The sequence below is a fragment of the Pontibacter sp. FD36 genome (genome assembly GCF_015686655.1).
GTDB lineage: Bacteria > Bacteroidota > Bacteroidia > Cytophagales > Hymenobacteraceae > Pontibacter.
Window position 1 is genome coordinate 453,899 of record NZ_JADPMP010000002.1, and the last position, 26,629, is coordinate 480,527.

Consider the following 26,629-nt stretch of genomic DNA (forward strand, 5'->3'; position numbering starts at 1 on the left):
CAAATTAACGCCTATACAGCTTCGTTGAGCGTGTATGCACCTGTGAGGCGTTCCTCCGCAGAGTTGATTGAATCACGGACTTTTTCGAGCAGACCAGCAAGCGTCGTGGCTTCCTCTTCTGTCAAGCCCTGTATCAGGTTGTCAAGCTTGTAAAGTTCGTTGCTGATCTGATCCAACAGGTTGAAACCTTTGTCGGATATAACAATGTTGACCAGTCGTTTGTCTGATACATTGCGCTCCACGTCCACCAGACCTTTGCTTTTAAGTCTGCCGACGAGCCGGGAGGTATCCGACATTTTGTCGAGCATGTGGTTGCGCAAAACAGACGTTGACACAGGTTTAGGGTAGTGTTCACGTAATATCCGCAGGATATTATACTGCTGCCCTGTCACTTCGAATTTTTTAAAAAACTCTTCGTAGCTGTTCAGCATTAAACTGTTTGTTAGGAAAATGTTCAGGCTGGCTTTCTGCCATTCGTTTCTGTAAGCGAATATGCCTACACTGCGTTGAGATTGCATAGTGAGATAGGGTGAATAGTTGCGAAATTGTTCTTAATATACATATAATCTTTTATATGTGTTACAATGTTCGCAGTAACCGCTACACATCAAAATGTACATTTAAATTGTTTTGAAAGCGCTTTATGACTAAACACTCAAAAACAGGCAGTGAAGTATATCTTATGTTACAATCCAATGCAGGTTTATGCAGGATTTTTTAACTGACAGGCAAATATTGGGGTTAAAAAAATATTAAAGCCAAACGATTTTTTTTGAAATTTATTGCTCAGGAAGGCTTCTTTCCCTTTGTTAATTTCGAAACGACCAGACTATAAGAATTATCAATCAGGGATTTAAGAAAACCAGATGTTAAACCTGCCTCGGGCAGCACAGTATTCCAGTGCTTTTTATTCATGTGGTATCCTGGTAAAACCTGCTCATAATGTTCACGCAACAAAATGGCCTACTCAGGATCGCATTTCAAGGCTATACCCTTCGCATAATCAGACAGACTACACAGCGCAAACATTTTGCCGCTTACCTTAAATACAAGCGTGTCTTCATCAAAAGGCATCTCCTCGGTAGCACCGGGCTTGGCCAGGCAGTAATCTCTGAAATCCTCGATGTTCAAAGCAGTAAGTTTACCAGTGCTTGATCACAAAATATACCATAGCAGCCAAAAACATCAGAATTGAGATCTTGTTGATGGTGTGCATGGCCCGTAAATTAAAATTTGTCTTACGTTTCGGGTCTTTTTTACGGAAGAAGTAAGTGGCCACTTCCGTAAAATCAAATAATCCTTTCATTGTGCGGCTTCTGTATTTTATAAAATGGATGTGGCTACAGGTATAGCCACATTCTACTAGGTATAACAACTACTGCAACTGAATGATTGCGAGTAGGACTCAGTTGCTTTCTCTACTCCTCCAGCACGAGCGGTTCGATCCATTTTTCGTCTTCCCGAATCAGCTCGATCAGTTCATCCACTGCTCTGTCAGCTGGTACCGACTTCTTGACTACCGTCTGGCCTCGATACAGGGCGATCTTATCTTTACCCACGCCTACATAACCATAGTCAGCGTCAGCCATTTCACCGGGACCGTTCACGATACAGCCCATAATCCCGATTTTGACACCTTTCAGGTGGTCAGTGCGCTTGCGGATCATGGCGGTGGTCTCCTGCAGATCGAATAAGGTACGACCGCAGCTTGGGCAGCTGATGTACTCGGTTTTGCTCATGCGGGTACGTGCAGCCTGCAGTATACCAAAGCTTAGGTTGTTCAGCTTCTCGATCGTATGCAGCAATTCGCCCTTTTCCTGCTCAGGCAACAGTTCAGAACCCAGTATGATGCCGTCGCCAAGACCGTCGATCAACAATCCGCCTACATCAGTCGAAGCATATAGCTGTACCTGATCTGGCGTAAGTTCACCATAAGAGCGCTTGATGACGGCGGGTGTGTTGATTCCGTTGTTCATGAGGCGGAAAAAGCACTTACGCAGTTCCGGCATAGCATGCTCATTGGTGGTATGCAGCATCAGTACAACAGTACTGTCTGTTTTTAGCCGATCTAGTAACTCCGTGGTTAACTCACTAATGGTGGCTTCCACAAAGTTCAGCTTCGGATGCAACTGATTGGTCTCCAGGTACTGCTTCACGGTTAGCAAAGGGTGCCGGTGTTCCTGCTCCTCTGCTAATTGCCATGGCACATAATTAATGATTTCCTTCAGTCCATTGGGCAGCATGAAGTTGATGGGGTGGTCACCTGTGTAGATGTAGTCTGCCCCCAGGTCATTCATGTTGAATTTATCAAGCAGCATGGAATACAAGTGGCCTACGCTTTTCAGGTCGGCATACTGTATTTCGCGTAGTCGGCTCAGATCAGCTACCACCCGCGGCACATTCTGCCCTCCTACATTCTCTACTTCCTGCGTTTCGCGGCGGTGGTATTGAAAGGGATCAATTGGCACGTTACAAAGTGGTTTGATAGGCTGTGCTTTTTCTGCCCGGTGGGTATAGCGGTCAATAAGTGCTTTGGCCACAGGTGCCTCAGCTTCCGGCGCTTCTGTCAGCGATACGCGCACCGTGTCGCCCAGACCGTCTTCGAGCAGCGTGCCTATACCTACGGCCGACTTAATACGTCCATCCTCTGCCTCTCCGGCTTCTGTTACACCCAGGTGCAGCGGATAAGGCCTCAGTCCCTCCTCTTCCAGTTTCTGCACCAACAATCGGTAGGCCTGCACCATCACCTGCGTGTTCGATGCCTTCATGGAGATGACGATGTTGAAGTACTGCTCGTCTTCACAGATGCGCAGAAACTCCAGCGCACTTTCTACCATACCCAGCGGCGTATCGCCGTAGCGGCTCAGGATGCGGTCAGACAGGGAACCGTGGTTGGTACCAATGCGCATGGCCGTGCCGTGTTCCTTGCAGATGCGCACGAGCGGCACAAAGCGTTCGCGGATACGGTCCAGCTCTGCTTGGTAGGTTTCATCGTTGTATTCGATTACCTCAAATTTCTTCTTATCAGCATAGTTGCCCGGGTTGATACGCACCTTTTCGACAATACGGGCGGCCACTTCCGCGGCATTGGGTGTGAAGTGAATATCGGCTACCAAAGGGGTATTATATCCACGTCGGCGAAGTTCGGCCTTGATATGACGCAGGTTTTCGGCTTCCTTGATGCTTGGTGCCGTGATACGGATGTATTCGCAACCTGCCTCGATCATGCGGATGCACTGCTCCACAGAACCCAAGGTATCCATGGTGTCCACGGTGGTCATGGATTGCACTCTGATCGGGTGGTGGGCGCCCATCGGCACCTCGCCGATATGCACCTCAATGGTTTCTCTGCGTTTATACTCCGTCAGGCTGGGGCAATAGATCTTGTTCATATATAAGTGGGCCTTCGCTAAAGCTACGTTCTCTTAACTTAAATCAGGCCTGCTTTGTTCAACAGGCATAAGGCGTAAATTTAGCATCATTATTTTAAAGAGAGCTAAGAGCGGCAAGATTTGTAGCGCCATTTGATTGTGTTGTGAAGCTGCAGACCTTGCTCAGGTATGGAACAAATAGAAATTATCTGTATATTGAATATAAAACATCCGGATAAACGTTAAAGATGTTGCCAGTACATGATATTAAACCAGCTCAAGAGAAATGATACACATGAGTGCCTATATACCCAAAAATGCGGATGAAAAGCTCCGCTCCCTCCTGCACTGGGGCAGATTGCGGCAGGAGCAGCTAAGTGAGGCCTTTCTGATCACCAGAGATACGGTGCTGGGCTTCCTGAAACGGCAGATAGAGCACGGCAATTGGCGCGGCGTGCTGGAGGTGCTTAAAGGTAAACCGATGACCAAGGCAGGTAGGTATATGCTAGGCGAACTTCGCAGCAAAGTGGTCCGGAAGCTGATAATGCGCATGGGACTGCGGCCTGTAATTGCCACAGCACTGGTGCTTGTGCTTTTACCGATTATCCTGGCCAAAGTAACGGGAGAAGTCATCGGCTGGATCAGAAACAGACACTAACAAAAAAAGAGCACCTTAGGCAGGTGCTCTTTTTATCTATAAAGTATACAGATTAACGTCTGAACATCAGCTCGCGGTACTTTACCAGTGGCCAATCTTCATCATCCACCATCAGTTCCAGCTTGTCTACGCTGGTACGAATCGCTTCAAAGTAAGGCATTACCTTCTCGTTGTAGAAAATCGCCTTCTCCCGCACATCCTCCATCTTGTTGGCAACCTTACGCTGTTGGATCATGTCCACCGCATTGGTCTGAATTGTTTTGATATGGCGTGAGATACGTTTAATGGAATCCAAAGTAGATTCTGTGTACTCGTCTTCCAGGCCGAGGTCTTTCAAACCACGGATATTCTGGATCAGCTTGTTCTGGTAAGCAACCGCCGTCGGTATAACGTGGTTAAAGGCAAGGTCACCCATCACACGCGATTCAATCTGAATCTTTTTGATGTAATCTTCCAGCAGGATCTCGTGACGTGCGGCAATTTCCACTCTGCTAAAGATGCCATGACGAGTAAACAGGTCTTGCACCTCCTCGCGGTGGTATACATCCAGTGCACGCGGCGTAGATTTGATATTGGACAGTCCTCGCTTGGCAGCCTCTTCCTCCCACTCTTTGGAGTAACCGTTGCCTTCGAAACGGATAGCCTTTGAAGCAGCCACATACTCACGAAGCACCTGAATAATAGCCAGCTCCTTTTTCATGTCCTTGTTATCCATCAGATCATCCACAGCTACACGGAAATCGATCAGCTGATCAGCCACAATGGTATTCAGCACCGTCATGGAAGAAGAGCTGTTGGCAGAAGAGCCTACGGCACGGAACTCGAACTTATTACCCGTGAAGGCAAATGGAGAAGTACGGTTACGGTCTGTGTTATCGCGAAGGATCTCCGGGATCTTGTCTATACCTAATTTCAGGTACATGTTGTCGCCTTTCTCCATCGGCACCTTAGCAGTGCGCTCCAACTCTTCCAGTACCGCCGTCAGTTGCTGACCCACAAACACCGACATGATAGCCGGAGGTGCTTCGTTGGCACCCAGACGGTGATCGTTGCTGGCAGAGGCGATGCTGGCACGCAGCAGGTCGGCGTGCTTATGCACAGCCATCACTGTATTAATAAAGAAAGTCAGGAACTGCAGGTTTTCCTTTGGCTTCTTGCCAGGAGATAGTAGGTTCACACCCGTGTTGGTGCTCATCGCCCAGTTGTTGTGCTTACCACTACCGTTAACCCCTTTATAAGGCTTCTCGTGAAGTAACACTTTAAAGCCATGACGCTCAGCGACACGGTCCATGATGTCCATCAGAAGCTGGTTGTGGTCCACGGCCAGGTTAGCATCCTCGAAGGTTGGAGCACACTCAAACTGGTTTGGAGCCACTTCATTGTGTCGGGTACGCAAAGGAATACCCAATTTCAGGGCCGACTTTTCAAAGTCTACCATGAAGGAGTGAACGCGGCTAGGTATAGAACCAAAATAGTGGTCTTCCAACTGCTGACCTTTTGCAGGCGCATGTCCAAACAAGGTACGGCCGGTCATCACCAGGTCAGGACGAGCCTCGTACAGGGCGCGATCCACCAGGAAATACTCCTGCTCTATACCCAGGGTGGTGTTCACCTTCACCACATCCTTATCAAAATACTGGCAAACTGGAACAGCCGCCTGGTTAAGCAGGTGGAGGGATTTTAGCAAAGGCGTCTTGTAGTCGAGCGCCTCACCGGTATAAGAAACGAATATAGTAGGTATACAAAGTGTGCGGGTACCGGCATTCTCGATCAGGAAAGCAGGAGAAGACGGGTCCCAGGCGCTGTAACCACGCGCCTCAAAGGTATTACGGATACCGCCGCTTGGGAAAGAAGAAGCATCTGGCTCCTGCTGCACCAGGGCGCTGCCTTTAAAGCTCTCGATCGGGTCACCTTCTCCGGTTAGGTCGAAGAAAGAGTCGTGCTTCTCAGCCGTAGCGCCAGTTAGTGGCTGGAACCAGTGCGTGTAATGCGTCGCGCCCTTGCTCATAGCCCAGGTTTTCATGGCAGCAGCCACGGCATCGGCCAGATTTCGGTCTACCTTATCACCTGCATCAATTGTGGCGCAAAGCCTTTTGAAGTTTTCAGTAGACATGGTAGCACGCAGGGCCGAAAAGCCGAATACGTTTTCACCGAAGTACTCTGAAATTTTACTGGATGGCAGCACGACCTCTGCCGGTTTGCGCTGACTTACCAGTTCGAGCGCCTTAAAACGAAGAATTGCCATGGGTTAAAGAGGTTAGGGTATAAATTCTGACCAAAGGTATGTAGTAAATAGATACCTTGTATCAGATAGGGTATTATTTTTTAGGGTTCACCTTAAATTTTAACTAATAAATTGTCATACCCCCCTATTTTTAACAGGGGTACATTCCGGATAAGGTTAATATTATGCTTCCAGTATATAAATAAGGTCTGATATAATCTGAATGGGCTGAATTATAATCGGTGATCTGGCGTTTAGGAGAGGTTACATAAGTTGTATATTTGCAGCCGTGATACGAAGCCTTTTATATCAGCCACTCTACTTTCTGTTCTGGGTGCTTTATTTTATTGCAGCCAGAGCTACGTTTCTGCTTTACCACGATAACCGTACGCAGGAATTATCGCAGGCAGATCTTCTGACTATCTTTACAAAGGGACTTCGTCTGGACCTTTCTTTCAGCTCCTATGTCAGCGCTATTCCCTTTCTGGCAATTCTGGCTACTGCCCTATTCCCGGGGCTTCAGGTGCGCAGGTTCATCCGCTACTATACCTATACTATATTGGTACTACTGTCGGTGCTCATGGCGGTGGACCTGGAGCTCTATACCTACTGGGGTTTCCGGCTCGACTCCACGCCGATGCTATACCTGAACACACCAGGCGAAATGGCAGCCTCTGCAGCAGCGGCACCGATTATACTGTTAAGCATCATAGCGCTGGCTACCAGCCTGTTTTTTGCGCTGCTCTTTCGCTATACCTTTGATTATAAAATTTACCACCTCAATTTCTCAAAGCTGAAGTATGCCGGTATTGCGCTGTTGTTTACCGCTCTCTTGGTCTTGCCGATGCGGGGTGGCTGGCAGCAGATCCCAATCAACCAGAGTGTCGTGTATTTCTCGGAGAACCCTTATGCTAATCACGCCGGTCTCAATATGCCCTGGAACCTAATGGACACCATGCTGAAGTATAACGAGGAGACGCGCAACCCTTATCAGTACATGGAATATGAAGCCGCCGCTGCCAAAGTAGCTGAACTCTATACCTCCACTGCAGACTCTTCTGAGAAAATTCTTCGGGTAGAGCGACCCAATGTGCTTTTCATCATTCTTGAAAGCTATACCGCCAAGTATGTAGAGCATTTGGGTGGAAAGCCTGGCGTTACCCCCAATCTGGATAAACTGGCCAAAGAGGGAATCACTTTTACGAAGCTTTATTCAAGTGGCGACCGCAGCGAAAAAGGCATAGTGGCGCTTCTGAGCGGCTATCCGGTGCAGACGACTACTTCGATCATCAAAAACCCTAAGAAAACAGAGCAACTGCCGCACCTGAGTCAGACATTCAAAAAGGCTGGTTATGGCACTTCGTTTTATTATGGAGGAGAACTGGAGTTTGCCAACATACGCTCATACCTGCAAAACGGAAAGTATGACCGGCTGATTGACAAGCATGATTTCCCGGCTGAGAGCTATAACTCCAAATGGGGCGCGCATGACCATGTACTGTTTGAGCGTGTACTACAGGACCTTAATCAGGAAAAAGAACCTTTCTTTAGCACTGTCTATACCTTGAGCAGCCACGAGCCTTTCGAGATTCCTATACCTGCGAAGTTTAAAGGAGACAAGATCAGTGACAAATTCAAGAACTCAGTTTACTATACCGACTGGGCACTGGGGCAATTCATAGCGCAGGCCCGGAAGCAACCCTGGTGGGACTCGACCCTGATTGCGCTGGTAGCCGACCATGGCCATCCGCTGCCTTACGATGATCCGAACTATAGAAGCACCAAGTTTCGCATACCTTTCATTCTGACAGGAGGCGCATTGGCGGAAAAAGGACGAATCGTTTCCACTATTGGCAGTCAGACTGATATTGCCACTACCCTGCTTTACCAGCTGGACATGCCACACCAGGACTTCAAGTGGGGACGCAACCTGCTGGCGCCAAGTGACTATCCTTTTGCATTTTATGTTTTCAGGGATGGCTTTACTTTTATCACCCCCGGCAAAGTGCTGTCCTACGATAATGTGGCCAAAAAGCCTATCATCAAGGGCAAGGGTGTAACGCCAGAACAGGTGGAGCTGGGGAAAGCCTATATGCAGTACTCCTTCGAAGACTTTGTCAGAAAGTAGAAAGAGCGCTAGGTATAGGCAAAGGCGTTGCGTATAAAAAAAATAGGTTGGCTAGCTATAACGCTGATTAACAAGACTGTTTACATAGGCCCCTACTGACTCATTCAAAATTTAAATTTGTATCTTTGCACCCTGATTATGAAAAAGGTAGCATTTTATACACTGGGCTGTAAGCTGAACTACTCTGAAACAAGCACGATCGGAAGAATTTTCCAGGAGCGCGGTTTTGAGAAGGTGGAGTTTACCGATACGCCTGACATATACGTGATCAATACCTGCTCTGTCACTGACAATGCAGATAAGAAGTGCCGTAAGATCGTAAAGGAGGCGAAGAAGTACTCTCCTAACGCATTTATAACCATTGTCGGCTGCTATGCGCAGCTCAAGCCAAAAGAGATCAGCGAAATCCCTGGTGTTGACGCCGTGTTGGGAGCCGCTGAGAAGTTTCAGTTGGTTGACATCCTCGAGACATTCGAGAAGAAGGAGCAGCCACAGGTATATGCCAGCGCCATCAGTGAGGCAAACACTTTCCATAACTCCTACTCTTTTGGCGACCGTACGCGCACCTTCCTCAAAGTGCAGGACGGCTGCGACTACTCTTGCACCTTCTGCACCATTCCCCTGGCCCGTGGCAACAGCCGCTCCGATAGCATCGCCAATGTAGTACGCTCTGCCAATGAAATTGCAGAGTCGGGTGTGAAAGAGATCGTGCTCACAGGTGTAAACACCGGTGACTTCGGTTTGCAGGATGGGGAGCGTTTGGAGACGTTTTACGAACTGGTACAGGAACTCGACAAAGTAGAAGGTATAGATCGCTTCCGCATCTCTTCTATCGAGCCTAATCTGCTAAAAGACGAGATCATCGAATTTGTGAGCCAGAGCAAGCGCTTTATGCCGCATTTCCACGTGCCGCTGCAGTCAGGCTCTAACAAGATACTGAAGCTGATGCGCCGCCGCTACCTGCGTGAGCTGTATGCTGACCGTGTTGCCACAATTAAATCGCTGATGCCGCATTGCTGCATTGGGGTGGATGTGATCGTAGGCTTCCCGGGCGAAACAGAAGAAGACTTCCTGGAGACTTATAACTTCATCAATGGACTTGATGTGAGCTACCTGCACGTATTCCCTTACTCCGAGCGTGAAAACACGATGGCTCCTGACATGCCGGGCAAGGTAAGCATCAAAGACCGCAACCGCAGAGCAGACATGCTGCGCATCCTTTCTGAAAAGAAAAAACGTTTCTTCTACGAGCAGAACATAGGCCGGGAATTTACGGTGCTGTTCGAAGACGATGTGAAAGACGGTGTGATGGAAGGCTGGACTGAGAATTATGTGCGAGTAGCAGCCAAATACGATCCTGTATTGGTAAACGAAACGAAGCATGTACGACTGACCGGCATCAATGAGCAGGGCTTAATGGAGGCCGAAGAAACTTATATAGAGGTGCTGAAACATTAAAAATTCTGAATTTTTAAAAATTAGCCCTATATTTTCAGTCTGAAACAATCAATAACAGCTTAATTATCTAATTGTGAACCTATCTAGAATCGTTTTGGGAGTTGCTTTGGGCGCTCTAGTAACTGCTTGTAACACAGATCAAAAGCCACAGGCGACTGTTACTTCTACTACATCAGCTAACAGCTCTGACACCCTGGCTACCGCTGCCGTAGCTGATATTGTGTACATTAACTCAGACTCTCTGCTGAGCAATTATGAGTATTTCAAAGACGCTCGTACACGCTTTCAGTCCAAAACGCAGAAAGCTGAGAAAGATCTTCAGGCCAAAGCAGCTGCTTTCGAGAAGGATGTACAAAACTACCAGCGCACTGGCGGCAATATGACAGTGGAGCAGCGTGCTTCTACAGAACAGAAACTCTCACAGCGTCAGCAGCAATTGCAGCAGCAGAGCCAAACTACGGGCAACCAACTGGCTACTGAAGAAGCAGAAGAGATGAAAAAGATCTACGATCGCGTAGAAGCATACCTGCAGAAGCTAAGCCAGGAAAGAGGTTATAAAATGGTATTGACGTACTCCAGAGGGCAAAGTGCAATCTTGTACGGCGACAACTCACTGGACATAACACAAGAAGTATTGGCTGGACTTAACAGCGAATATGATCAGGAGAAAACAGCGGCCACTACAAAAGAGCCAGCTGCCAAAAAGAAATAACCTGACATCAGGTATAGTAAACAAAGAAGGCGGGCCTATAAGCCCGCCTTCTTTGTTTTGATCTATTATTGTAGCTGCTGGTAACCCATTATCCTAAATATCTCCCCTTCTACTTCATGCGGTATGCCATACTTATCTAACACCTCCTGAAACAGATCTGTATAATCTGCCTGCAGTGTTGGCGCTAAGAGTCCGGTGCTGGTTTCTTTCATCGCCTTTATCTCCAGCCACTCAATGTTTGCCAAGCCTGTCTGCTCCAGTTGCTCCCACCATATAGGGGCATAATGTTTCGGCGCAACCTCCTCATGTAGATATTTGATGCGCACATGCGGTTCAATCATGGGAAGACTGAGCATGGCCGAAATCAACTCCTGCCATTTCGTGTTATTCATGATCGGGACTAAGCGCTTTTCGTCTAAGATACGGCTCAGACCATCATATGGCTTTATCATACACTATTCGTAGCGTAGCGATTCGATTGGGTCGAGTCTGGAGGCACGGTGAGCGGGATAATAGCCCGAAAGCACACCAACAACCACACAGATCGTTAAACCAACAAACACCCAGATCCAGGGAACAATGAAGCCACCATCACCGATCAGGGATGCAATGCCGTTGCCCATGAGTATACCCAGGAAAATACCAACCAGCCCTCCCAAGATGCAAATCACTATGGCCTCGATCAGGAACTGCTGCTGAATTTGCATAGCAGTGGCACCCAAAGCTTTGCGAACGCCAATTTCACGAGTACGTTCATTGACTGATACCATCATGATATTCATTAGCCCGACAGAGGCACCCAGCAGGGTTATAAATCCAATGATGAATCCGCCCACTTTAAGGTAACCCGTGATTTCGTTCAGGCTCTGGATCAGCGAGTCGCTTCTTCTGATCTCAAAGGATTCCTCCTGTCCCAGCTTGTCCTGGCGCACATTGCGCATCACGCCCGTTGCTTCGCCCATGACATAGGTAAGCTCCTCGGGTTTAGAAATGGAGGTTTTGATGTTGTAAGTAAGCGTGCCATTGCCTTGCTGCGGGATCTGGCGCCCCGTTTCGAGTGGGATAAGAATCATGCGATCACCTCCACTGCCACCCATACTACTGCCACGCTTCTCCAGTTCCCCTACTACTTTAAAGCGGCGCCCCAAAAAGGAGATATACTGGTTAATCGGATCGGTCTTTGGGAAAAGCTTATCAGATATCTCTTTACCGATGATGGCAACGTTGGAACCAAGCTCCAGCTCATAGTTGGAGAAAGCCCGGCCCCGCTCCAGGTTCAGGTTTTGACCAGAAAGATAAAATTCATCTCCGGCTATTACGTTTATATTCGGGTTTGTCTTATCTGTCACACTCTTTACAACCGTAGCACCTGAAATATTGGCTGAAAGGCTCACTTGTGACTTCGCCTCCATCAACTCCTTATACTTCACTGCCTGGTCGTAGGTGATATCCGGGTATACCTTGTCTGTTCTTCCCTGTCCATTGTTTCCCCTGCCGCTGTTGTACTTCTTTCGGATATCAAAAGAGTTGGCGCCTAGGCTCGAAAAAGTCTGGTTAAGGGAGTTCTTCATACCATCAACGGCTGTGAGTATACCTACCAGTGACATAATGCCGATGGAAATGATCAGACCGGTAAGGACGGTCCGTAGCAGGTTACTTTTGATGGCTCGAATACTTTCCCGTATATTTTCGAACAGGTCCATAGCTTAGGTCTTATATGCGAAACGTTCCCCCCTGCGTTAAGTATAAGGAAGAACCTCTGGTTTCTAATTTACCTCCAATATCTGAAAAAAGAACCAATTTCAATACATTTGTTACCATATGTTAAGCCCATGAAGTCATTCCGCCATCTGATACTGCTCATCGCATACCTGGTTCTCCCCTTTCATGCTTTCAGCTCCACGGTACTTATACCGATGGATGAAAGCCAGAAAGACCACCTGAAGTCGTATGGAGCGGCTTATTGGGTGCTCTCCAAAAGTGTGTCGGTTGACTGGCTCCTTAATTACCGGGGCGGTAGCTTTGCCTTCCAGCATGCCCCGCAGCTTGAAAACGAGCTGGTCGTGCGCGGGATCAGCTACCAGGTTATCTCTGATGCACAATACAACACCATCCTCACCCAGATTAGCGACCCAGAGGCCAATATGGATGTCATGAAGCTGGAAAAGGTACCTAAGATTGCTGTCTATACTCCAAAGTCCAAAATGCCCTGGGACGATGCGGTGACGCTGGTATTGACCTACGCCGAGATCCCTTATGATAAGATTTATGACGAAGAGATCATGCGCGGTGACCTACCTAAGTATGATTGGCTACACCTTCACCACGAGGACTTTACAGGGCAGTACGGCAAGTTTTACTCGAGCTACCGCCATTATCCCTGGTACCAGGAACAGCAGCGCGAAGCAGAAGCTTCTGCCAAATCGCTTGGCTTCAAAAAGGTGTCAGAATTGAAAGGAGCGGTAGTCCGCACCATCCGAGATTTCTGTGCCGGAGGCGGCTTTTTGTTTGCCATGTGCTCTGCCACCGATACCTATGACATAGCCCTGGCGGCAGAAGGCGTGGACTTTATTGAATCAATGTACGACGGCGACGGTGCTGATCCCAATGCGCAAAGTAAACTGGACTTCAGTAAGACCTTTGCATTCAAAGATTTCTCACTGGTGCGGAACCCGCTTGAGTACGAGTACTCCAATATTGACATGCAACCACAAGAGCGCGGTCTGACAGAGCCAAACGACTTTTTTCAGCTCTTTACCTTCTCAGCCAAGTGGGACCCTATACCTACCATGCTGACGCAAAACCACGCTAAAACTATCAAAGGGTTCATGGGCCAGACAACCGCGTTCCGCAAAAGTCTCGTTAAACCAGAAGTGGTGGTGATGGGTGAAAACAAAGAAGTGGGCGAGATTCGCTACATGCATGGCACGTTCGCCCGTGGCACCTGGACCTTCTATGGCGGTCATGACCCGGAAGACTACCAGCACCTGGTAGGCGAAGACCCTACCGATCTGGCCCTGCACCCTAACTCACCCGGGTATAGGCTTATCCTGAACAACATCCTGTTCCCGGCAGCTAAGAAGAAAAAGCAGAAGACATGATATACACAAAATATAAGATCCTACAGTTGCAGGCATTTGACAACCTGCAACTGTAGGGTCTCCAATTACAATAGTATCCGATCTAAAGCGTCAGTCTATGGATTAATAATAACTTTTCTGGTCCACACCTGGTTGTCTGATACAATTCTGAGCACATAGTAACCATGAGGAAGCTTATTAAGTTGAATCGGTATCTTGGATACCTGGCGGTAATTGCTTTCCATTAACCTGGCTCCAGTACCTACTTCCTGCAGCGTGACTTGCGCTGTAGTCAGTACTTCAGGCAGCTCGACTTGCAAAACGCCCCTGTTTCTGGCCGGGTTAGGATATACCAGGATGTCGTCCGATGAAAAAGCCGCTGTAGCTTTAGAAGACGACTTGTTTGAAGCAATTGCTCCACGGCATGGGCCTCTGTATTTCCAATCACCCTTTGCGTGACTATTTTGCGAAGGATTACTTCCTGTTGAGTTGCGCTGGGCTTCGTAAGTGTTGCCGTTTAATGAAGCAAGTGCTCCTGCAACATACCTAAAATCAGGTTGCCAATCCGGAAGTTCGCAACTGTTCCTGTTACCTCCCCCATAACCGTTTACAACCGTTATACTGATAGGATCCGAAGCATATGTTTCTCCCTGCTGATTGACTGCTACAGCATATACTTCATACGTTCCTTTTCCTATACCTTTCCAATGGAAAGTATAGGGTGCTTTGCTGGAAGCGCCCAATACCTTATTCCCCTGGTAGTAGACAACCTGTCGAATAGAGGCATTATCTGGAATGTCGAGTGCTACAACCAGATCCACAGAAGCGTCAGCTTTAAAATAAGTGCCACTTGCCGGAGAAACTAGATCAACTGCTATAACCGGAGAAACGACTGGTATGTAACCACTGATGGTATACTCCCCAAGCGATCCATATTTAGAATATGCGCCGTAAACAGAGGTTCCCCCCTCAATCGATAGAAAATACCTGCCAGATTGAAGTTCCTCTTCTATGCTGACAGCAGGTTGCCCTACATCCTGCACACGGATCACCTGACCGCTTTCGCTTCGAAGGACAAGCAGCGGGTTCAGGTTAGAATGCTCTGCAGTTGGCTGTACTTGCAGCGTAACCAAACCACCCGATGTTTCAAATGAAAATACATCTATATCATCTGAATTGCTGATGTTCCCTTTATTCGAAGCTGGTGCAACTACCCCCGTCCCATCTGTCACCAAAGCAGAAGCCGCTTCTTGATGGCCACCATGATCGTCAGTGCGATAACCGAATCCATTACGTGTGGCGATTATGTGCAGATCATCCTCTGTGTTATTGGCAAATGGATAATCTCCCTTGCTCCACTGAGCGAACGGAATAAAGGCTGCTCCCATGATAGGCGCCCAACTCCCATTACCATAGTAGTATTCCTCTGCGGGCGAAGTTCTGCCATCGTGCGACAAGTGCAGCATATGCCCAATTTCATGGGAAGCCGTGTTACCGCCATTCACGACACCTGTATTCCAGACGAAACTGGGGGTTTCTCCCCAAATCTCACCACCAAAGGTAAAAGAGCCGATGTAAGCACGACCACCATCACCAGGCGAAAAATAATTTGTCGGCGTGAAGATGACTCTGCCACGCCGGTTGACAGGCGCCCGGTTAAAGACCTCCTCACTAGTCGTGATATTGACATCAAATGCGCTGAAGTCTGCACTGATGAGGGCCCACATAGCTGCTATCTCTGACTCGCTGTAGTTCATAGGCAGCGCGTCTATAGGGTTACCGCCATTGAACATCTCGTTCCAAAGTGTGCCGTTAACATAGTGTCCATCGTAATCAAGCAGTACTACGGCTGTGGCTCCAGGCAGACTTTCGAGTTTTGGAACCTGAATGGCAGCTGCGCCTAAAGTGTTCTCAGGACGGCTAGGCTCACCACTTTGATGCCGCATGAAATCGACACAAAGCACCTTGTCAATGTCTTCTTCCTGCAGGTATACATCACCGTTCGGCTCTGTCGTAAAGCGATAATAGCGCTTCTGATCAGGCATCATGACATCGCCTGTTACACGGTTGCCCAACACTTTGAGAAAGAAGTTGCTATTAGGAACATTGGAAACTTCCCCGTAAAAAACCTCGCCGTCCCTTGCGGTTTTACTCTTGCGAATTGACAGTGAAATGGATTTGTTACCAGGGAGCTGATGGCGCACCTCAGGAGAGGCAGATCGCTGAGTTTGTTTTAGGTTGGCTTTACTCTTGTAGAGCTGAGAAATCTCTGCTGCCTTGCCAATCCGGCTTTTACCTTGTGCTAAAGCTTGTCCACTGCTTAGACATACAATAAGCAGAGAAAACAAAATACAGTAAGCTTGTTTCATAATTATTCGATTTGAGAAGTGATACTTACATAGAGTATACTCCTGCCAAAGGAATAAGTATTAACTAAGCTATAATAGATTAAACTAAATAAAGTAAATAGGTGTATTTAGGCGGTTAAACAATGAAAAAGTATGATCAATATTGATTTAGTGCATCCTATCCGGTCGGGGCTCCAGATTTCGGATGATCTCAGCTTCTATTTCGAGTAGTTCATTCAGGCGGGCATCCACTACGTCTGCTGGCATATACTCCTTGGCAAGCTTCACAAAACTTACGTAGTGCCCCGCTTCTGATACCATGAGCTCGTAGTAAAACTTCTGGAGCTCTTCGTCCTGTATATTTTTCCAAAGCAGTTTGAAGCGTTCGCAGCTGCGGGCCTCGATCAGGGCATTCACCAGCAAGTGATCCATCAATTGGCGCTCCCGTTGCCCACCTTTGCGGATATGCTTGGTCAGTTCTACCACATATTCGTCAGGCCGGTTGCGACCCAAGCCCCAGCCACGTTTTTTCAACTCTGCCAGTACACGCTCAAAATGGCTCCACTCCTCTGCTACCAGATCGGTCATCTCTTCCACAAGGCGAGTCTTGTCAGGGTACTTCACAATGAGGGATATACCTGAGGTGGCCGCTTTCTGCTCGCAGTAAGCGTGGTCAACTAATATTTCTTCAATGTTTTTCTCAGCAATGTTCACCCAACGCGGGTCAGAAGGGAGCTGAAGGCGAAGTATCGTTTTGGTAAATTGGGAAGACATACGGGGTCAGATAGATTAATCGAAAAACATCCACTTAATGCCGAAAACAAAGCTGGTCCGCATGCCCGGGTAGTAAGGCGTACTAAAATAACCAGGCGCTGTCAGATCGGAAGCGATGTTCGCCATTTTAAGGAACACGTTCAGGTTCTTGATATCAGCTGTAATAAACACATCCGTTACGGGGTAAGGCTGTATAGTGAAGTCATTCTGCAGATGGAACTGCTGCGTAACAGGCATGTAAGCATCGGCCATGTAGGCGGTAGGAGAATACACTTGCACCCCAAACTGACCTATCAATGCATTTCTGAACAGCGCACCTTCAAAGTAAAGCTTTGAGTCAAACAACCACTCCGGTATGCGGATCACAGGCGCTTCGCTCGTATTCGTGTAAGCGACAAAATTTTCAAAGTGAACCTTGCCGAAACGGATATGATGTTGAAGCTCGGCGCCAAACACCTGTTGATTGTCGGCATATTGCGCAGGAACGGCATTCAGGCCGAAATAAATATGGCGCTTGATGTGGTTAAAGTGACCGGTTAGCCGAACAAACTGACGTGCGCCCAGTTTGCCGGCAAATGTTGCCTCCAGGCGGTCAGTCACAGAATTGTTGAAATCGTTGGTCCACTCGAAGTGGTTACCGATTATACGTTGCTCTATAAGTGAGGGTGAGCGTAGCACACGGCTGACACGCCCCTGCAATGGACCCAGTTTAGCCGTGGCACCTACTTTGTAGTCGTTCGTCATCTGAAACTCACCGTCAAAAGACAATAGTGCCTGGCCGTACATCAGACGCAATTCACCCCCTACAAACAATTGGCTCAGACTTTCATTGCTTTCGTTGTAACGCTCCGAGCTGTCATGCTGTGCTATGCTGAGCACCCTGTAGTCGAGTTTGGAATTGCGGAACTTGGCGTAGGCCTTGTAGAAGGACAGTTTGTTATTTCCGGTTACACCAGCAATGTTTTCCATTTCGCGGTAAGCAGTGCGGTCATCGGTTCGGGTGAGCGGTGTGAGAACTTTTGGGTAAAACACTGGCTCACCGTTGCTCTGACGCGAAATAGCATCATCCTGAAAAATATCGCGCTGACGCCCCCAGTCGAAGCTGTGGAAGAGCTTCAGGTCTTCGCCTGCCAGTTTGTAAATGTGCATCAGGTGATAGTTGCTTCGTAACTCCTGTGTAGAGGCCTGGTCGAGGTAGGTCAGCGCCTGCTGAAACAGAAAACGGTTGGCTTCTCCGGGAATAATACCGCCAAATTCGATCTGCTCGTGATTGAGGTGGGTAAAATTTGCAAAGAGGTCATACTTTTCATTCTCGGACCGGTAATGCGTAAAGGCCTTCACGGCCTGGCTGCTCAGGATGCCATCGCGACGCAGGTTGGATACACCTATCTGTCGGTTCCCTGAAATGATCTGGTAAGCCACACCGGCATTCCAGCGCGGGGTGATGTTCCTGGCGTGAGTGGCCTCAAAGATCTGCTCTCCACGCTGCCCCTGAATGTAGTAAATGTGTGAGTATGGCGACCGTGTATCATAGTAATTGACGCGGTGCGGATCATAAGCAAAGCGGTCAAACACGTTTTTGCCGAGTCGGGCGCCAATCTTGTTTGGGGCTCTGAAAAGAATAGGCTTGGATGCAGTACCCACATTGCCCAGGTGCTGATAATGCGCTGTGTCCTGGTACCAATAGCGCTCATTATGCATGTTGTTGATGCTGGTATCAATGCGCTGCAACAGATACCGTCCTTCCAGCACATCGTTTTCAAACAACTGGAGTGTTGTTCTAGGGCTGTAGAGTACTTTTGTTGTGTCGTCAACGATCTGGGACTGTGCCTGCGGGGCAACAGCCAGACCTACCAGGAGCCATATTACTGCTAAGAGCTTACTTTTCACAAGCCAAAATTAGTGATTTTCGTGCAACCCGTATACGTACTGCTATGAAGTATAAGGTGTTTTAGTTTATTTTTTATCCCCCGCGATGGGTATAGATGCTTTGAACGTGCTTACATGCTGCCCTACCAGTTCATCAAATGCCTCTCCAGCCTGCTGCAGAAAGTACACTTCAACTGGTATGTAGAATATCGGCAGCTCCTGTGTCGCAGCTGCAATTATACCATCTGACAGTTTTACAGCATCTTTTCGTGTTGTAATGATAATCATATCTTTACCATTACTTTCTTCCAGTATACCTTTCAGCTTTTCCATATCCGCTAAGGTATAGCTATAGTGGTCGGGATACTCCAGGTGCTGCACAACTTCAAATTTCTTCTCCGCTAAATAGTGCAGCAATGGACTGGCATTGGCTATACCTGTCAGCAGCACAACTCGTTTTGACAGCTGTGTCGCATTGCCTATACCTACCGGGTTACCATAGCGAAATGCGCTGAAGAACACAGGTGTGTCAGGACGGCTATACCTGCGGATGCGTTTGTCTATACGCATCATCTCAGCTGTTGCTAGCGTTGCAGGGCATTTTGTTACGATGATAGCATCGGCGCGTCGGGCACCCTGCCGGGGCTCCCGCAATAGTCCGGTTGGCAGGACATGGTCTTCATAGAATGGACGGCCATAGTCAGTCAGCATCAGGTTAAGCGAGGGATTAACGGGGCGGTGCTGCATGGCATCATCCAGAACTACAACCTCAGGAGCAGGTTTAAGCTGCAGTAGCTGTGCTATACCTGCGGGTCTGCTCTCACAGACAGCAACCGTCACGTCCGGAAAATCGCGGTAGTATTGAAAGGGTTCGTCCCCCAGGGTATGGGCAGTTGCTTTATCATCAGCCAGTACAAAACCCTTGCTTTTGCGACGGTAGCCCCTGCTCAGCACCGCTGTTCTTTTGTCGGTCAAAAGCCGCAGCAAGTATTCCACGTGCGGGGTTTTGCCGGTGCCTCCTACCGTGAGATTGCCAACTGCTATGACTGGCAGATCAAAACGCTCCGAGGATAGCCAGCCCTTGTCATAGAGCAGATTCCGCAGCAGCATGATACCGCCGTAGAGGATCGAAAATGGCCATAAAAGGTAGCGTAGAACAGTCATAAGGGGCAGTTGTACCTTGCAAAGGTATAGAAATATGATCAAAGCCTGTTGTCCGGACTTGATTTGTATTCCCTGAATACACTATATTTAATACTTGCAATATCCGACCTCATATTTCTTCACATGAAAACAAGCCGTACCCTTACCTTTTTGGCACTTTTTCTGCTGCTTGGCACCTCAGCCTGCACACCTTGTGCCACCATGCGCTCCGATCCGCCGGCACCTGTTTCGTTTTACCTCGTGGACGCTTCGGGCAGTAGCCCATTCGATAATCCGGCTGCCGGCATCCATCCGGACTCTATTCAACTGATACTTGATGGGGAGCCCTTTAACTACCTGTTTACCGGAACCGATGAAACAGTGAATAACCTGATTTTTGAGACCTACCCGGTCATGTACACTAAGTCGAGGGTACGCATGCTGCTACGCCTCAACAACCTGAACACCGATACGCTGGACATCGCCTATACCGTGAACCGGGGCAAGTGCTATACCGACTATACTTACTCCGCTTTTTACTTCAATGGCAAAGAGCTCAAGCGCCAGCCTGATACAGGTTATCTGCAACTACAGGTGCTTTAAATTTTTAGGGCTGTGCCGAACTTAGTAATTTGGTGTTTCAAAAGCAGACTAGACTATGAAAGATAAGAACACCATCGGTGATATAATAAAGGTGCTGGAGCAGTACGCCCCTGTACCCTACCAGGAAAGCTACGACAACTCCGGTTTGCAAACCGGCAGCGCGGACGACGAAGTAAAAGGCGTGCTGCTGACCCTGGACTGTACCGAAGCAGTCATAGACGAGGCGAAAGCGAAGGGCTGCAACCTGATCGTGGCGCATCACCCAGTCATTTTCAAAGGACTGAAGAGTCTGACCGGGCGCAGCTATGTGGAGCGCACCATTATCAAGGCCATTCAAAACAACATCGCCATTTACGCCTCCCACACCAACCTGGACAGCGTGCACAATGGCGTGAATGCCAAGATTGCAGAAAAGCTGAAATTGCAGAACATCCGCATGCTCAGTTCCAAACCCCATACCCTGATGCAGCTGGCCTTTTTTGTGCCTGTTGAAAATACAGATGAGGTGCTGGCTGCTATACATAAAGCCGGCGCCGGGCAAATCGGCGAGTACAGCGATTGCAGTTTCCAGGTACAGGGCACCGGTCGCTTCCTTCCTTCCGAACAAGCAGATCCTACCATTGGTGAGAAAGGCAAACCGGAACAGGTACAGGAAAACCGGGTGGAGGTGATTTTCCCGGCCTTCAAGCAGCAGCGTATCATGCAGGCATTGTTGGAGGCGCACCCTTACGAGGAAGTGGCGCATTTTCTGACTCTGCTCGAGAACAGCAACCAGGAAGTTGGCATCGGTATGATCGGAGAGCTGGAAACGCCTATGGCGGAGCAGGACTTTCTTGATTATCTGAAAGAACATATGCAGTTGCCGGGCGTTCGCTATACCCCGGTGAGTGATAAAAAAATCAAGCGGGTAGCGGTTTGCGGTGGCTCAGGAAGCTTCCTGATAAAAGACGCCCTACGCCAGGGTGCCGACGCCTATGTGACAGCCGACCTGAAATACCACGAATTCTTCGATGCAGAGGGCCGCCTGCTCATTGCTGACATCGGACACTATGAAAGTGAGGTATTTACAAAGGAGATTTTTTATGATACAATTTCCAAAAACTTTACTAATTTTGCAGTCTATTTATCGGAAGTAAACACAAACCCTATCAGATACACCTATTAACTACATGGAAAGTACGGTAGCCAGCAAATTAGAAGCACTGCTAAAGCTTCAGAGTATCGATTCGCAGCTTGATGAAATTAGACGCGTAAGAGGCGACCTCCCTGAAGAGGTTCAGGACCTGGAAGATGAAATTGAGGGCTATGAGGTAAGGGTTCGTAAGTTTGACGATGAAGTGGCAGCACTCAACGACAGCATTGCCCAACGCAAGCAGTCTATCAAAGACGCTGAAGGTCTGATCCGCAAGTACGAAGACCAGCAGACAAACGTACGCAACAACCGCGAGTACGACGCCATCACGAAAGAGATCGAGCTGCAGAAACTGGAAATCCAGATCGCAGAAAAGAAAATCAAAGAGGCACACTACCAGATCGAGCAGAAGATCAACGAGATCGAAGGCACGAAAAACCGTCTGGAAGAGCGTCGCAAAGACCTTGAAAACAAGAAGCACGAGCTTGACCAGATCGTTGCCGAGAGCGAAGAAGAGGAAAAGAACCTGGAGAAAGACCGTGACAATGCTGCACAGCAGATCGAAGATCGTCTGCTTAGCGCCTATACCCGTATCCGTAAGAACGTGCGCAACGGACTTGCAGTAGTATTGGTGAAGCGTGATGCCTGCGGTGGCTGCTTCAACACAGTTCCGCCTCAGCGCCAGGCTGATATAGCGGCTCAGAAAAAAGTTATCGTTTGCGAGCACTGCGGCCGTATTATGGCTGGTGTTGAGCAGCGTATCTACTAAATGACAGCATGCTGAGCGTTATGCGCTTGCATACATATAGAAAAAGGATGGCGTTTGCCCATCCTTTTTTTTTGTTGCTATACCTGCTCCTTTCCCTCCCTGCACAAGCGACCTCTGTATACAGTTCTACCGTGCGACAGGCCTACGAGACATCCATCAGCCTGCGCATACCGGAAGGGCGCCGTCTGATCCAGCAGGAGCTCCTGCATCATCCTGACAATGCCGCCGCGATCCTGATCGCTAACCAGCAGGACTTTCTAACATGGGCCATTCAACAAAACCCGGAGGTATACGCAGGTATACTATCTCGTCAGGAAAAGCGACTGCAGCTACTTGGCAGCCTGCAGGAGAATTCCGTTTGGGTGGGTTATGCCCTGGCTGAAGTGCGGCTGCAGATCGCCCTGAGCAAACTGCTGCAAGGCAACAAACTTGGCGCCGCCTGGGATTTACGACAGGCCTACCTACAATACAGTGCCAACGCCCGGCAGTACCCTGATTTTCTGCCAAACCGCAAAACACTCGGTGCCCTGCAGGTCCTGATTGGCTCCGTGCCTGACTCCTACCGTGTGCTGCTCAACATCATCGGAATGCAGGGCAGTATCGAAACAGGTATGGCAAACCTGAAGGCAGCCGCCACCAAAGACAATCCTTTCCGGGAAGAGGCGCAGCTTTTGCAGATCCTGTTATTACACCTGGTTGACCCGGAGGCAGATGAAGTTGCTGGCAACTCCATGTTGCAGCTAAGCCGCCAACACCCGGAAAACCTCCTTTATACTTTCGCAGCGATGCATGTGCTCAAAAAAACCAAAAAGAGTGAAGTCGCTTTGCAGGTATACCAGCGAAGACCACATCAGGCCGGCTATCTTTCCTTCCCCTATCTGCATCACATGGCGGCAGATCTATACCTGTACAAAGGTGATTTCAACAACTCTATAAAGTCAAACCAACTGTTCCTGTCCCTGCATAAAGGAGAGAACTACTTAAAAGCAGCCAACTATAAGCTATACCTGGCTTACTGGCTGGGCGGTCATGCACAGCAGGCAGAAAAGCATTTGACACAGATAGGGCTTGCAGGGCGAACCGAGATGGAAGAAGATGCTTACGCAGCCCGGTTTGCCAAAGAGCAGGTAAAGCCTAACCGCTACCTGATGCTGGCCCGACTCCAATCCGACGGAGGCTATTATCAGGAAGCCCTTGGCATGCTGAACCAAATGCCTATGAAGCCGGATACTGCTCCTACGGAGCGGGCTGAGTATTACTACCGCAAAGCCCGCATCTACCACGGCATGGATAAGTTGCAGCAGGCCAAACAGCACTATGAACAGGCCATAGAGGCAAGCCGACAGACTACACTTTATTTTGCTCCTTATTCGGCTTTGCAACTGGGCTACATTTACCAGGACGAGCAAAAACCGGAGATGGCCAGGCAATGGTTCAGCCGTGCCTTAGCTTACAAAGGACACGATTACAAAAATAGCATTGACGGCAAAGCCAAATTGGCTCTCCAAACGCTTAAAAAGCTGTAATAACATGGCTTATACCAAAACCATTCTGCTGGCAGATATATCCTGCTCACTTAGCCTCCTTCGCCGGAAAGCTCTTGCCTGGGCGCAGCAGTTCAAGTTAGCAGCCAGCTATACCTCCAATGATATCCCCTATCCTTACCATGGTTTTGATGATTTGATCGCTGTATCAAACGGACAGCCAATTCAGTGGGAACGGGAGAATGTCTTCGGGGAACTGCAGGACAAACTGAAGGCAAAACCAGCGCTATGGTGCGGCTATCTAGGCTACGACCTCAAGAATCAGGTAGAGAAACTCAACAGCCATAATGCAAATGCGATAGGCTTTCCGGACATATTCTTTTTTGAACCGGAGCTATACCTTCACTTTAATAAAAGCAGCCTAATCATCAGCAGCAAAGCTGATAATATTCTAGTTTCTTTACAGCAGATACTAGCGACTCCTATACCTGAGAACTTCTCTATATCCCCTATTCAGCTCCAGCAGCGAGTGCTGAAGGAAGACTACATTCGTAATGTAGAGCGAGTGCGGGACTATATTCGGGATGGCGAGGTATACGAGTTGAATTACTGTATGGAGTTTTATGCAGAGGAAGTGAAGCTGCCGCCCCTGCCGCTATACCTGCAGCTCAACACACTTTCTCCTACACCATTTTCGGGCTTTCTGAAATACGATGATCTATACCTGCTTTGCGCCTCACCGGAGCGTTTTCTCAAGAAAGAAGGGAGCAAACTGATCTCACAGCCCATTAAAGGGACGATTCGTCGCGGCGCTACACCCAAAGAGGACCAGCAGCTACAACAGCAACTGCGCCATGACGAAAAAGAACTGGCCGAAAACATGATGATCGTGGATCTGGTACGCAACGACTTGCGACGCTCCTGCGCTACGGGCACCATTCAGGTCGAAGAAATGTTCGGCATTTACGGTTTTCGGCAGGTTTCGCAAATGATCTCGACGATATCAGGTCAACTGCGGCCAGAATGTAGCATTGCCGATGCGCTGATAGGGGCTTTCCCGATGGGGAGTATGACCGGTGCCCCCAAGATCAGGGCCATGGAGCTGATTGAAGAGCTGGAAGTAACCAAACGGGGGCTTTACTCTGGCGCCTTCGGCTACCTGAAGCCTGATCAGGACTTCGACTTTAATGTCGTGATCCGAAGTCTGCAGTACAACGCCTTAACAGGTTACTTGTCGTTCATGGTGGGCAGCGCTATCACCTACGATTCAATACCTGAGCAGGAGTATGAAGAGTGCCTGCTCAAAGCACAAGGTATACGGAAAGCCTTAGGGCTTGAATAAGCGCATTAGATTTAAAGAATTCCTCTGCCATTCTGTCACGTTTTCCAGTGGATTATAGTATATTTGCACCTCCTAAGAGATTTTTTGAAGTATGGACCCAATCGTTGATTTAGATTTTATAGATAACCGCACCCCTGAACAGGCTACCGCAGCCGCTTCTTGCGACACCAAAGTAACGGCTGAAACCAATACCGGCAAGACCCGCAAACTGTACATCGAGAGCTACGGCTGCCAAATGAACTTCTCAGACAGCGAGATCGTGTCGTCGATCATGTTTGAGCAGGGCTTCGACACAACGGCTCAGATCGAGCAGGCGGATGTGGTATTCCTTAACACCTGCTCTATCCGAGAGAAGGCGGAGACTACAGTTCGCAATCGTTTGGGTCAGATCAACTACTTCAAGAAGAAGAAACCTGAAATGGTGATCGGGATTCTGGGCTGCATGGCCGAGCGCCTGAAAAAATCGCTGCTGGAAGAGGAAAAGATCGTGGACCTGGTAGTCGGACCAGATGCTTACCGTGACTTACCTAACCTGATCAATGAAGTGGATGGTGGCCAGAAGGCTGTGAACGTACTTCTTTCACGCGAGGAAACCTATGCCGACATTAACCCGATCCGCCTGAATAGCAACGGGGTAAGTGCCTTTATCTCCATTATGCGTGGCTGCGACAACATGTGCTCTTTCTGCGTAGTGCCTTTCACCCGTGGTCGTGAGCGCTCCCGTGATACGCACTCTATCGTGCGAGAAGCCGAGGCACTGGTTGCACAGGGCTATAAGGAGGTGACACTGCTTGGACAGAATGTGGACTCTTATAAATGGGCTTCAGAAGACGGCAACGAGCACGTAAACTTTGCGCAGCTACTGGAAATGGTGGCTCAACTCAGCCCTACCCTGCGTGTACGCTTCTCCACCTCCCACCCTAAAGATATTACAGACGAGGTGTTGTATACCATGAAAAAGTACGACAACATCTGCAAATACATACACCTGCCTGCCCAGAGCGGTAACTCCCGTGTACTCGAGCTGATGAACCGTACCTACGACCGGGAGTGGTACCTGAATCGCGTAGACGCTATCCGTGCTATACTGGGTGAAGCCTGCGGTATCTCCTCGGACATGATCGCAGGCTTCTGCTCCGAAACAGAGGAAGAGCACCAGGATACCCTGTCGCTGATGGACTACGTGCAGTACGACTACTCATACATGTTCTTCTACTCAGAGCGCCCAGGCACCCTGGCTGCCCGCAAACTGGAAGACGACATTCCGCTGGAAGTGAAGAAGCGTCGCCTGGCTGAAATCATCGAAAAGCAGCGTGAATGTTCTCTGAACCGCAACAAGCGTGATGTGGGTCGTGTGCACCGTGTGCTGGTAGAGGGTTTCTCCAAGAAGTCAGATCAACAGCTGAGCGGCCGCAATGACCAGAACAAAGTTGTGATCTTTGACAAGAAACATTATAAGAAGGGCGATTACGTGAATGTATTTGTGAACGACTGCTCCGTAGGCACGCTCTTCGGCGAAGCGGTAGATTAGGCC

General features: G+C 48.7%; 21 protein-coding genes and 1 pseudogene. 11 read left to right on the plus strand and 11 right to left on the minus strand.

Annotated features, from left to right (window positions below; genetic code table 11):
- Positions 1-11 precede the first annotated feature (11 nt).
- The 4 genes and pseudogenes from I0P70_RS04430 to ispG all read right to left on the minus strand — a co-directional run bounded on the left by I0P70_RS04430 (position 12) and on the right by ispG (position 3,392).
- Positions 12-518, minus strand: coding sequence for a MarR family winged helix-turn-helix transcriptional regulator (locus I0P70_RS04430; protein ID WP_196114967.1), 507 nt, complete (start codon positions 516-518; stop codon positions 12-14).
- 268 nt (positions 519-786) lie between these two features.
- Positions 787-1,131, minus strand: a pseudogene (locus I0P70_RS04435) (MmcQ/YjbR family DNA-binding protein).
- A 10-nt stretch (positions 1,132-1,141) separates the two neighbouring features.
- Positions 1,142-1,306: a DUF6728 family protein gene (locus I0P70_RS04440; protein ID WP_007658564.1), complete on the minus strand. Its 165-nt coding sequence runs from the start codon at positions 1,304-1,306 to the stop codon at positions 1,142-1,144.
- 112 nt (positions 1,307-1,418) lie between these two features.
- Positions 1,419-3,392 carry a (E)-4-hydroxy-3-methylbut-2-enyl-diphosphate synthase gene (gene ispG / locus I0P70_RS04445; protein ID WP_196114968.1) on the minus strand — a complete coding sequence of 658 codons (1,974 nt, stop codon included), beginning with the start codon at positions 3,390-3,392 and terminating at the stop codon, positions 1,419-1,421.
- A 265-nt stretch (positions 3,393-3,657) separates the two neighbouring features.
- Here ispG and I0P70_RS04450 point away from each other — a divergent pair, with 265 nt between their 5' ends.
- The gene (locus I0P70_RS04450; protein WP_196114969.1) at positions 3,658-4,029 is read left to right on the plus strand and encodes a hypothetical protein; all 372 of its coding nucleotides are present in this window, start codon (positions 3,658-3,660) and stop codon (positions 4,027-4,029) included.
- 52 nt (positions 4,030-4,081) lie between these two features.
- Here the strand turns inward: I0P70_RS04450 and I0P70_RS04455 are convergent, their stop codons facing one another.
- Positions 4,082-6,274, minus strand: a complete 2,193-nt coding sequence (locus I0P70_RS04455; RefSeq protein WP_196114970.1) for a glutamine synthetase III — start codon at positions 6,272-6,274, stop codon at positions 4,082-4,084.
- A gap of 268 nt (positions 6,275-6,542) precedes the next feature.
- Here I0P70_RS04455 and I0P70_RS21575 point away from each other — a divergent pair, with 268 nt between their 5' ends.
- From I0P70_RS21575 to I0P70_RS04470, 3 genes are all read left to right on the plus strand, one after another.
- Positions 6,543-8,381, plus strand: a complete 1,839-nt coding sequence (locus I0P70_RS21575) for an alkaline phosphatase family protein (protein WP_196114971.1) — start codon at positions 6,543-6,545, stop codon at positions 8,379-8,381.
- A 138-nt stretch (positions 8,382-8,519) separates the two neighbouring features.
- Positions 8,520-9,839, plus strand: coding sequence for a tRNA (N(6)-L-threonylcarbamoyladenosine(37)-C(2))-methylthiotransferase MtaB (mtaB, locus tag I0P70_RS04465; RefSeq protein WP_196114972.1), 1,320 nt, complete (start codon positions 8,520-8,522; stop codon positions 9,837-9,839).
- 73 nt (positions 9,840-9,912) lie between these two features.
- Positions 9,913-10,551 (plus strand): OmpH family outer membrane protein, encoded by a 639-nt coding sequence (locus I0P70_RS04470; RefSeq protein WP_299986228.1) that lies wholly within the window; start codon positions 9,913-9,915, stop codon positions 10,549-10,551.
- 65 nt (positions 10,552-10,616) lie between these two features.
- On the opposite strand, the gene I0P70_RS04475 is transcribed toward I0P70_RS04470, so the two are convergent.
- The gene (locus I0P70_RS04475; RefSeq protein WP_370583175.1) at positions 10,617-11,003 is read right to left on the minus strand and encodes a DUF6678 family protein; all 387 of its coding nucleotides are present in this window, start codon (positions 11,001-11,003) and stop codon (positions 10,617-10,619) included.
- A 3-nt stretch (positions 11,004-11,006) separates the two neighbouring features.
- On the minus strand, positions 11,007-12,254 hold the full coding sequence (locus I0P70_RS04480; RefSeq protein ID WP_196114974.1) for an ABC transporter permease: 1,248 nt from the start codon (positions 12,252-12,254) through the stop codon (positions 11,007-11,009).
- Between the two features lie 129 nt (positions 12,255-12,383).
- Between I0P70_RS04480 and I0P70_RS04485 the strand changes: the two genes are divergently transcribed.
- On the plus strand, positions 12,384-13,652 hold the full coding sequence (locus I0P70_RS04485; protein ID WP_196114975.1) for an asparagine synthetase B: 1,269 nt from the start codon (positions 12,384-12,386) through the stop codon (positions 13,650-13,652).
- Between the two features lie 95 nt (positions 13,653-13,747).
- Here I0P70_RS04485 and I0P70_RS04490 read toward each other — a convergent pair whose 3' ends face one another.
- From I0P70_RS04490 to lpxK, 4 genes are all read right to left on the minus strand, one after another.
- Positions 13,748-15,706: a T9SS type A sorting domain-containing protein gene (locus I0P70_RS04490; RefSeq protein ID WP_196114976.1), complete on the minus strand. Its 1,959-nt coding sequence runs from the start codon at positions 15,704-15,706 to the stop codon at positions 13,748-13,750.
- Positions 15,707-16,147: 441 nt separating this feature from the next.
- Positions 16,148-16,753 (minus strand): tRNA-(ms[2]io[6]A)-hydroxylase, encoded by a 606-nt coding sequence (locus I0P70_RS04495; RefSeq protein ID WP_196114977.1) that lies wholly within the window; start codon positions 16,751-16,753, stop codon positions 16,148-16,150.
- Between the two features lie 15 nt (positions 16,754-16,768).
- Entirely contained in the window at positions 16,769-18,643 is a 1,875-nt protein-coding gene (locus tag I0P70_RS04500; RefSeq protein WP_196114978.1) for a putative porin, read from the minus strand.
- Positions 18,644-18,709: 66 nt separating this feature from the next.
- Positions 18,710-19,786, minus strand: coding sequence for a tetraacyldisaccharide 4'-kinase (lpxK, locus tag I0P70_RS04505; RefSeq protein WP_196114979.1), 1,077 nt, complete (start codon positions 19,784-19,786; stop codon positions 18,710-18,712).
- 123 nt (positions 19,787-19,909) lie between these two features.
- Here lpxK and I0P70_RS04510 point away from each other — a divergent pair, with 123 nt between their 5' ends.
- From I0P70_RS04510 to miaB, 6 genes are all read left to right on the plus strand, one after another.
- Complete coding sequence (locus tag I0P70_RS04510) at positions 19,910-20,368, plus strand: hypothetical protein (protein ID WP_196114980.1); 459 nt, start codon at positions 19,910-19,912, stop codon at positions 20,366-20,368.
- A gap of 55 nt (positions 20,369-20,423) precedes the next feature.
- Positions 20,424-21,533 (plus strand): Nif3-like dinuclear metal center hexameric protein, encoded by a 1,110-nt coding sequence (locus I0P70_RS04515; RefSeq protein ID WP_196114981.1) that lies wholly within the window; start codon positions 20,424-20,426, stop codon positions 21,531-21,533.
- 4 nt (positions 21,534-21,537) lie between these two features.
- Complete coding sequence (locus tag I0P70_RS04520; RefSeq protein WP_196114982.1) at positions 21,538-22,269, plus strand: zinc ribbon domain-containing protein; 732 nt, start codon at positions 21,538-21,540, stop codon at positions 22,267-22,269.
- A 47-nt stretch (positions 22,270-22,316) separates the two neighbouring features.
- Positions 22,317-23,795: a lipopolysaccharide assembly protein LapB gene (locus tag I0P70_RS04525; protein WP_230391980.1), complete on the plus strand. Its 1,479-nt coding sequence runs from the start codon at positions 22,317-22,319 to the stop codon at positions 23,793-23,795.
- A gap of 4 nt (positions 23,796-23,799) precedes the next feature.
- Complete coding sequence (locus tag I0P70_RS04530) at positions 23,800-25,095, plus strand: anthranilate synthase component I family protein (protein ID WP_196114983.1); 1,296 nt, start codon at positions 23,800-23,802, stop codon at positions 25,093-25,095.
- Between the two features lie 91 nt (positions 25,096-25,186).
- Positions 25,187-26,626 carry a tRNA (N6-isopentenyl adenosine(37)-C2)-methylthiotransferase MiaB gene (gene miaB / locus I0P70_RS04535; protein ID WP_196114984.1) on the plus strand — a complete coding sequence of 480 codons (1,440 nt, stop codon included), beginning with the start codon at positions 25,187-25,189 and terminating at the stop codon, positions 26,624-26,626.
- The last annotated feature ends 3 nt before the right edge of the window (positions 26,627-26,629 follow it).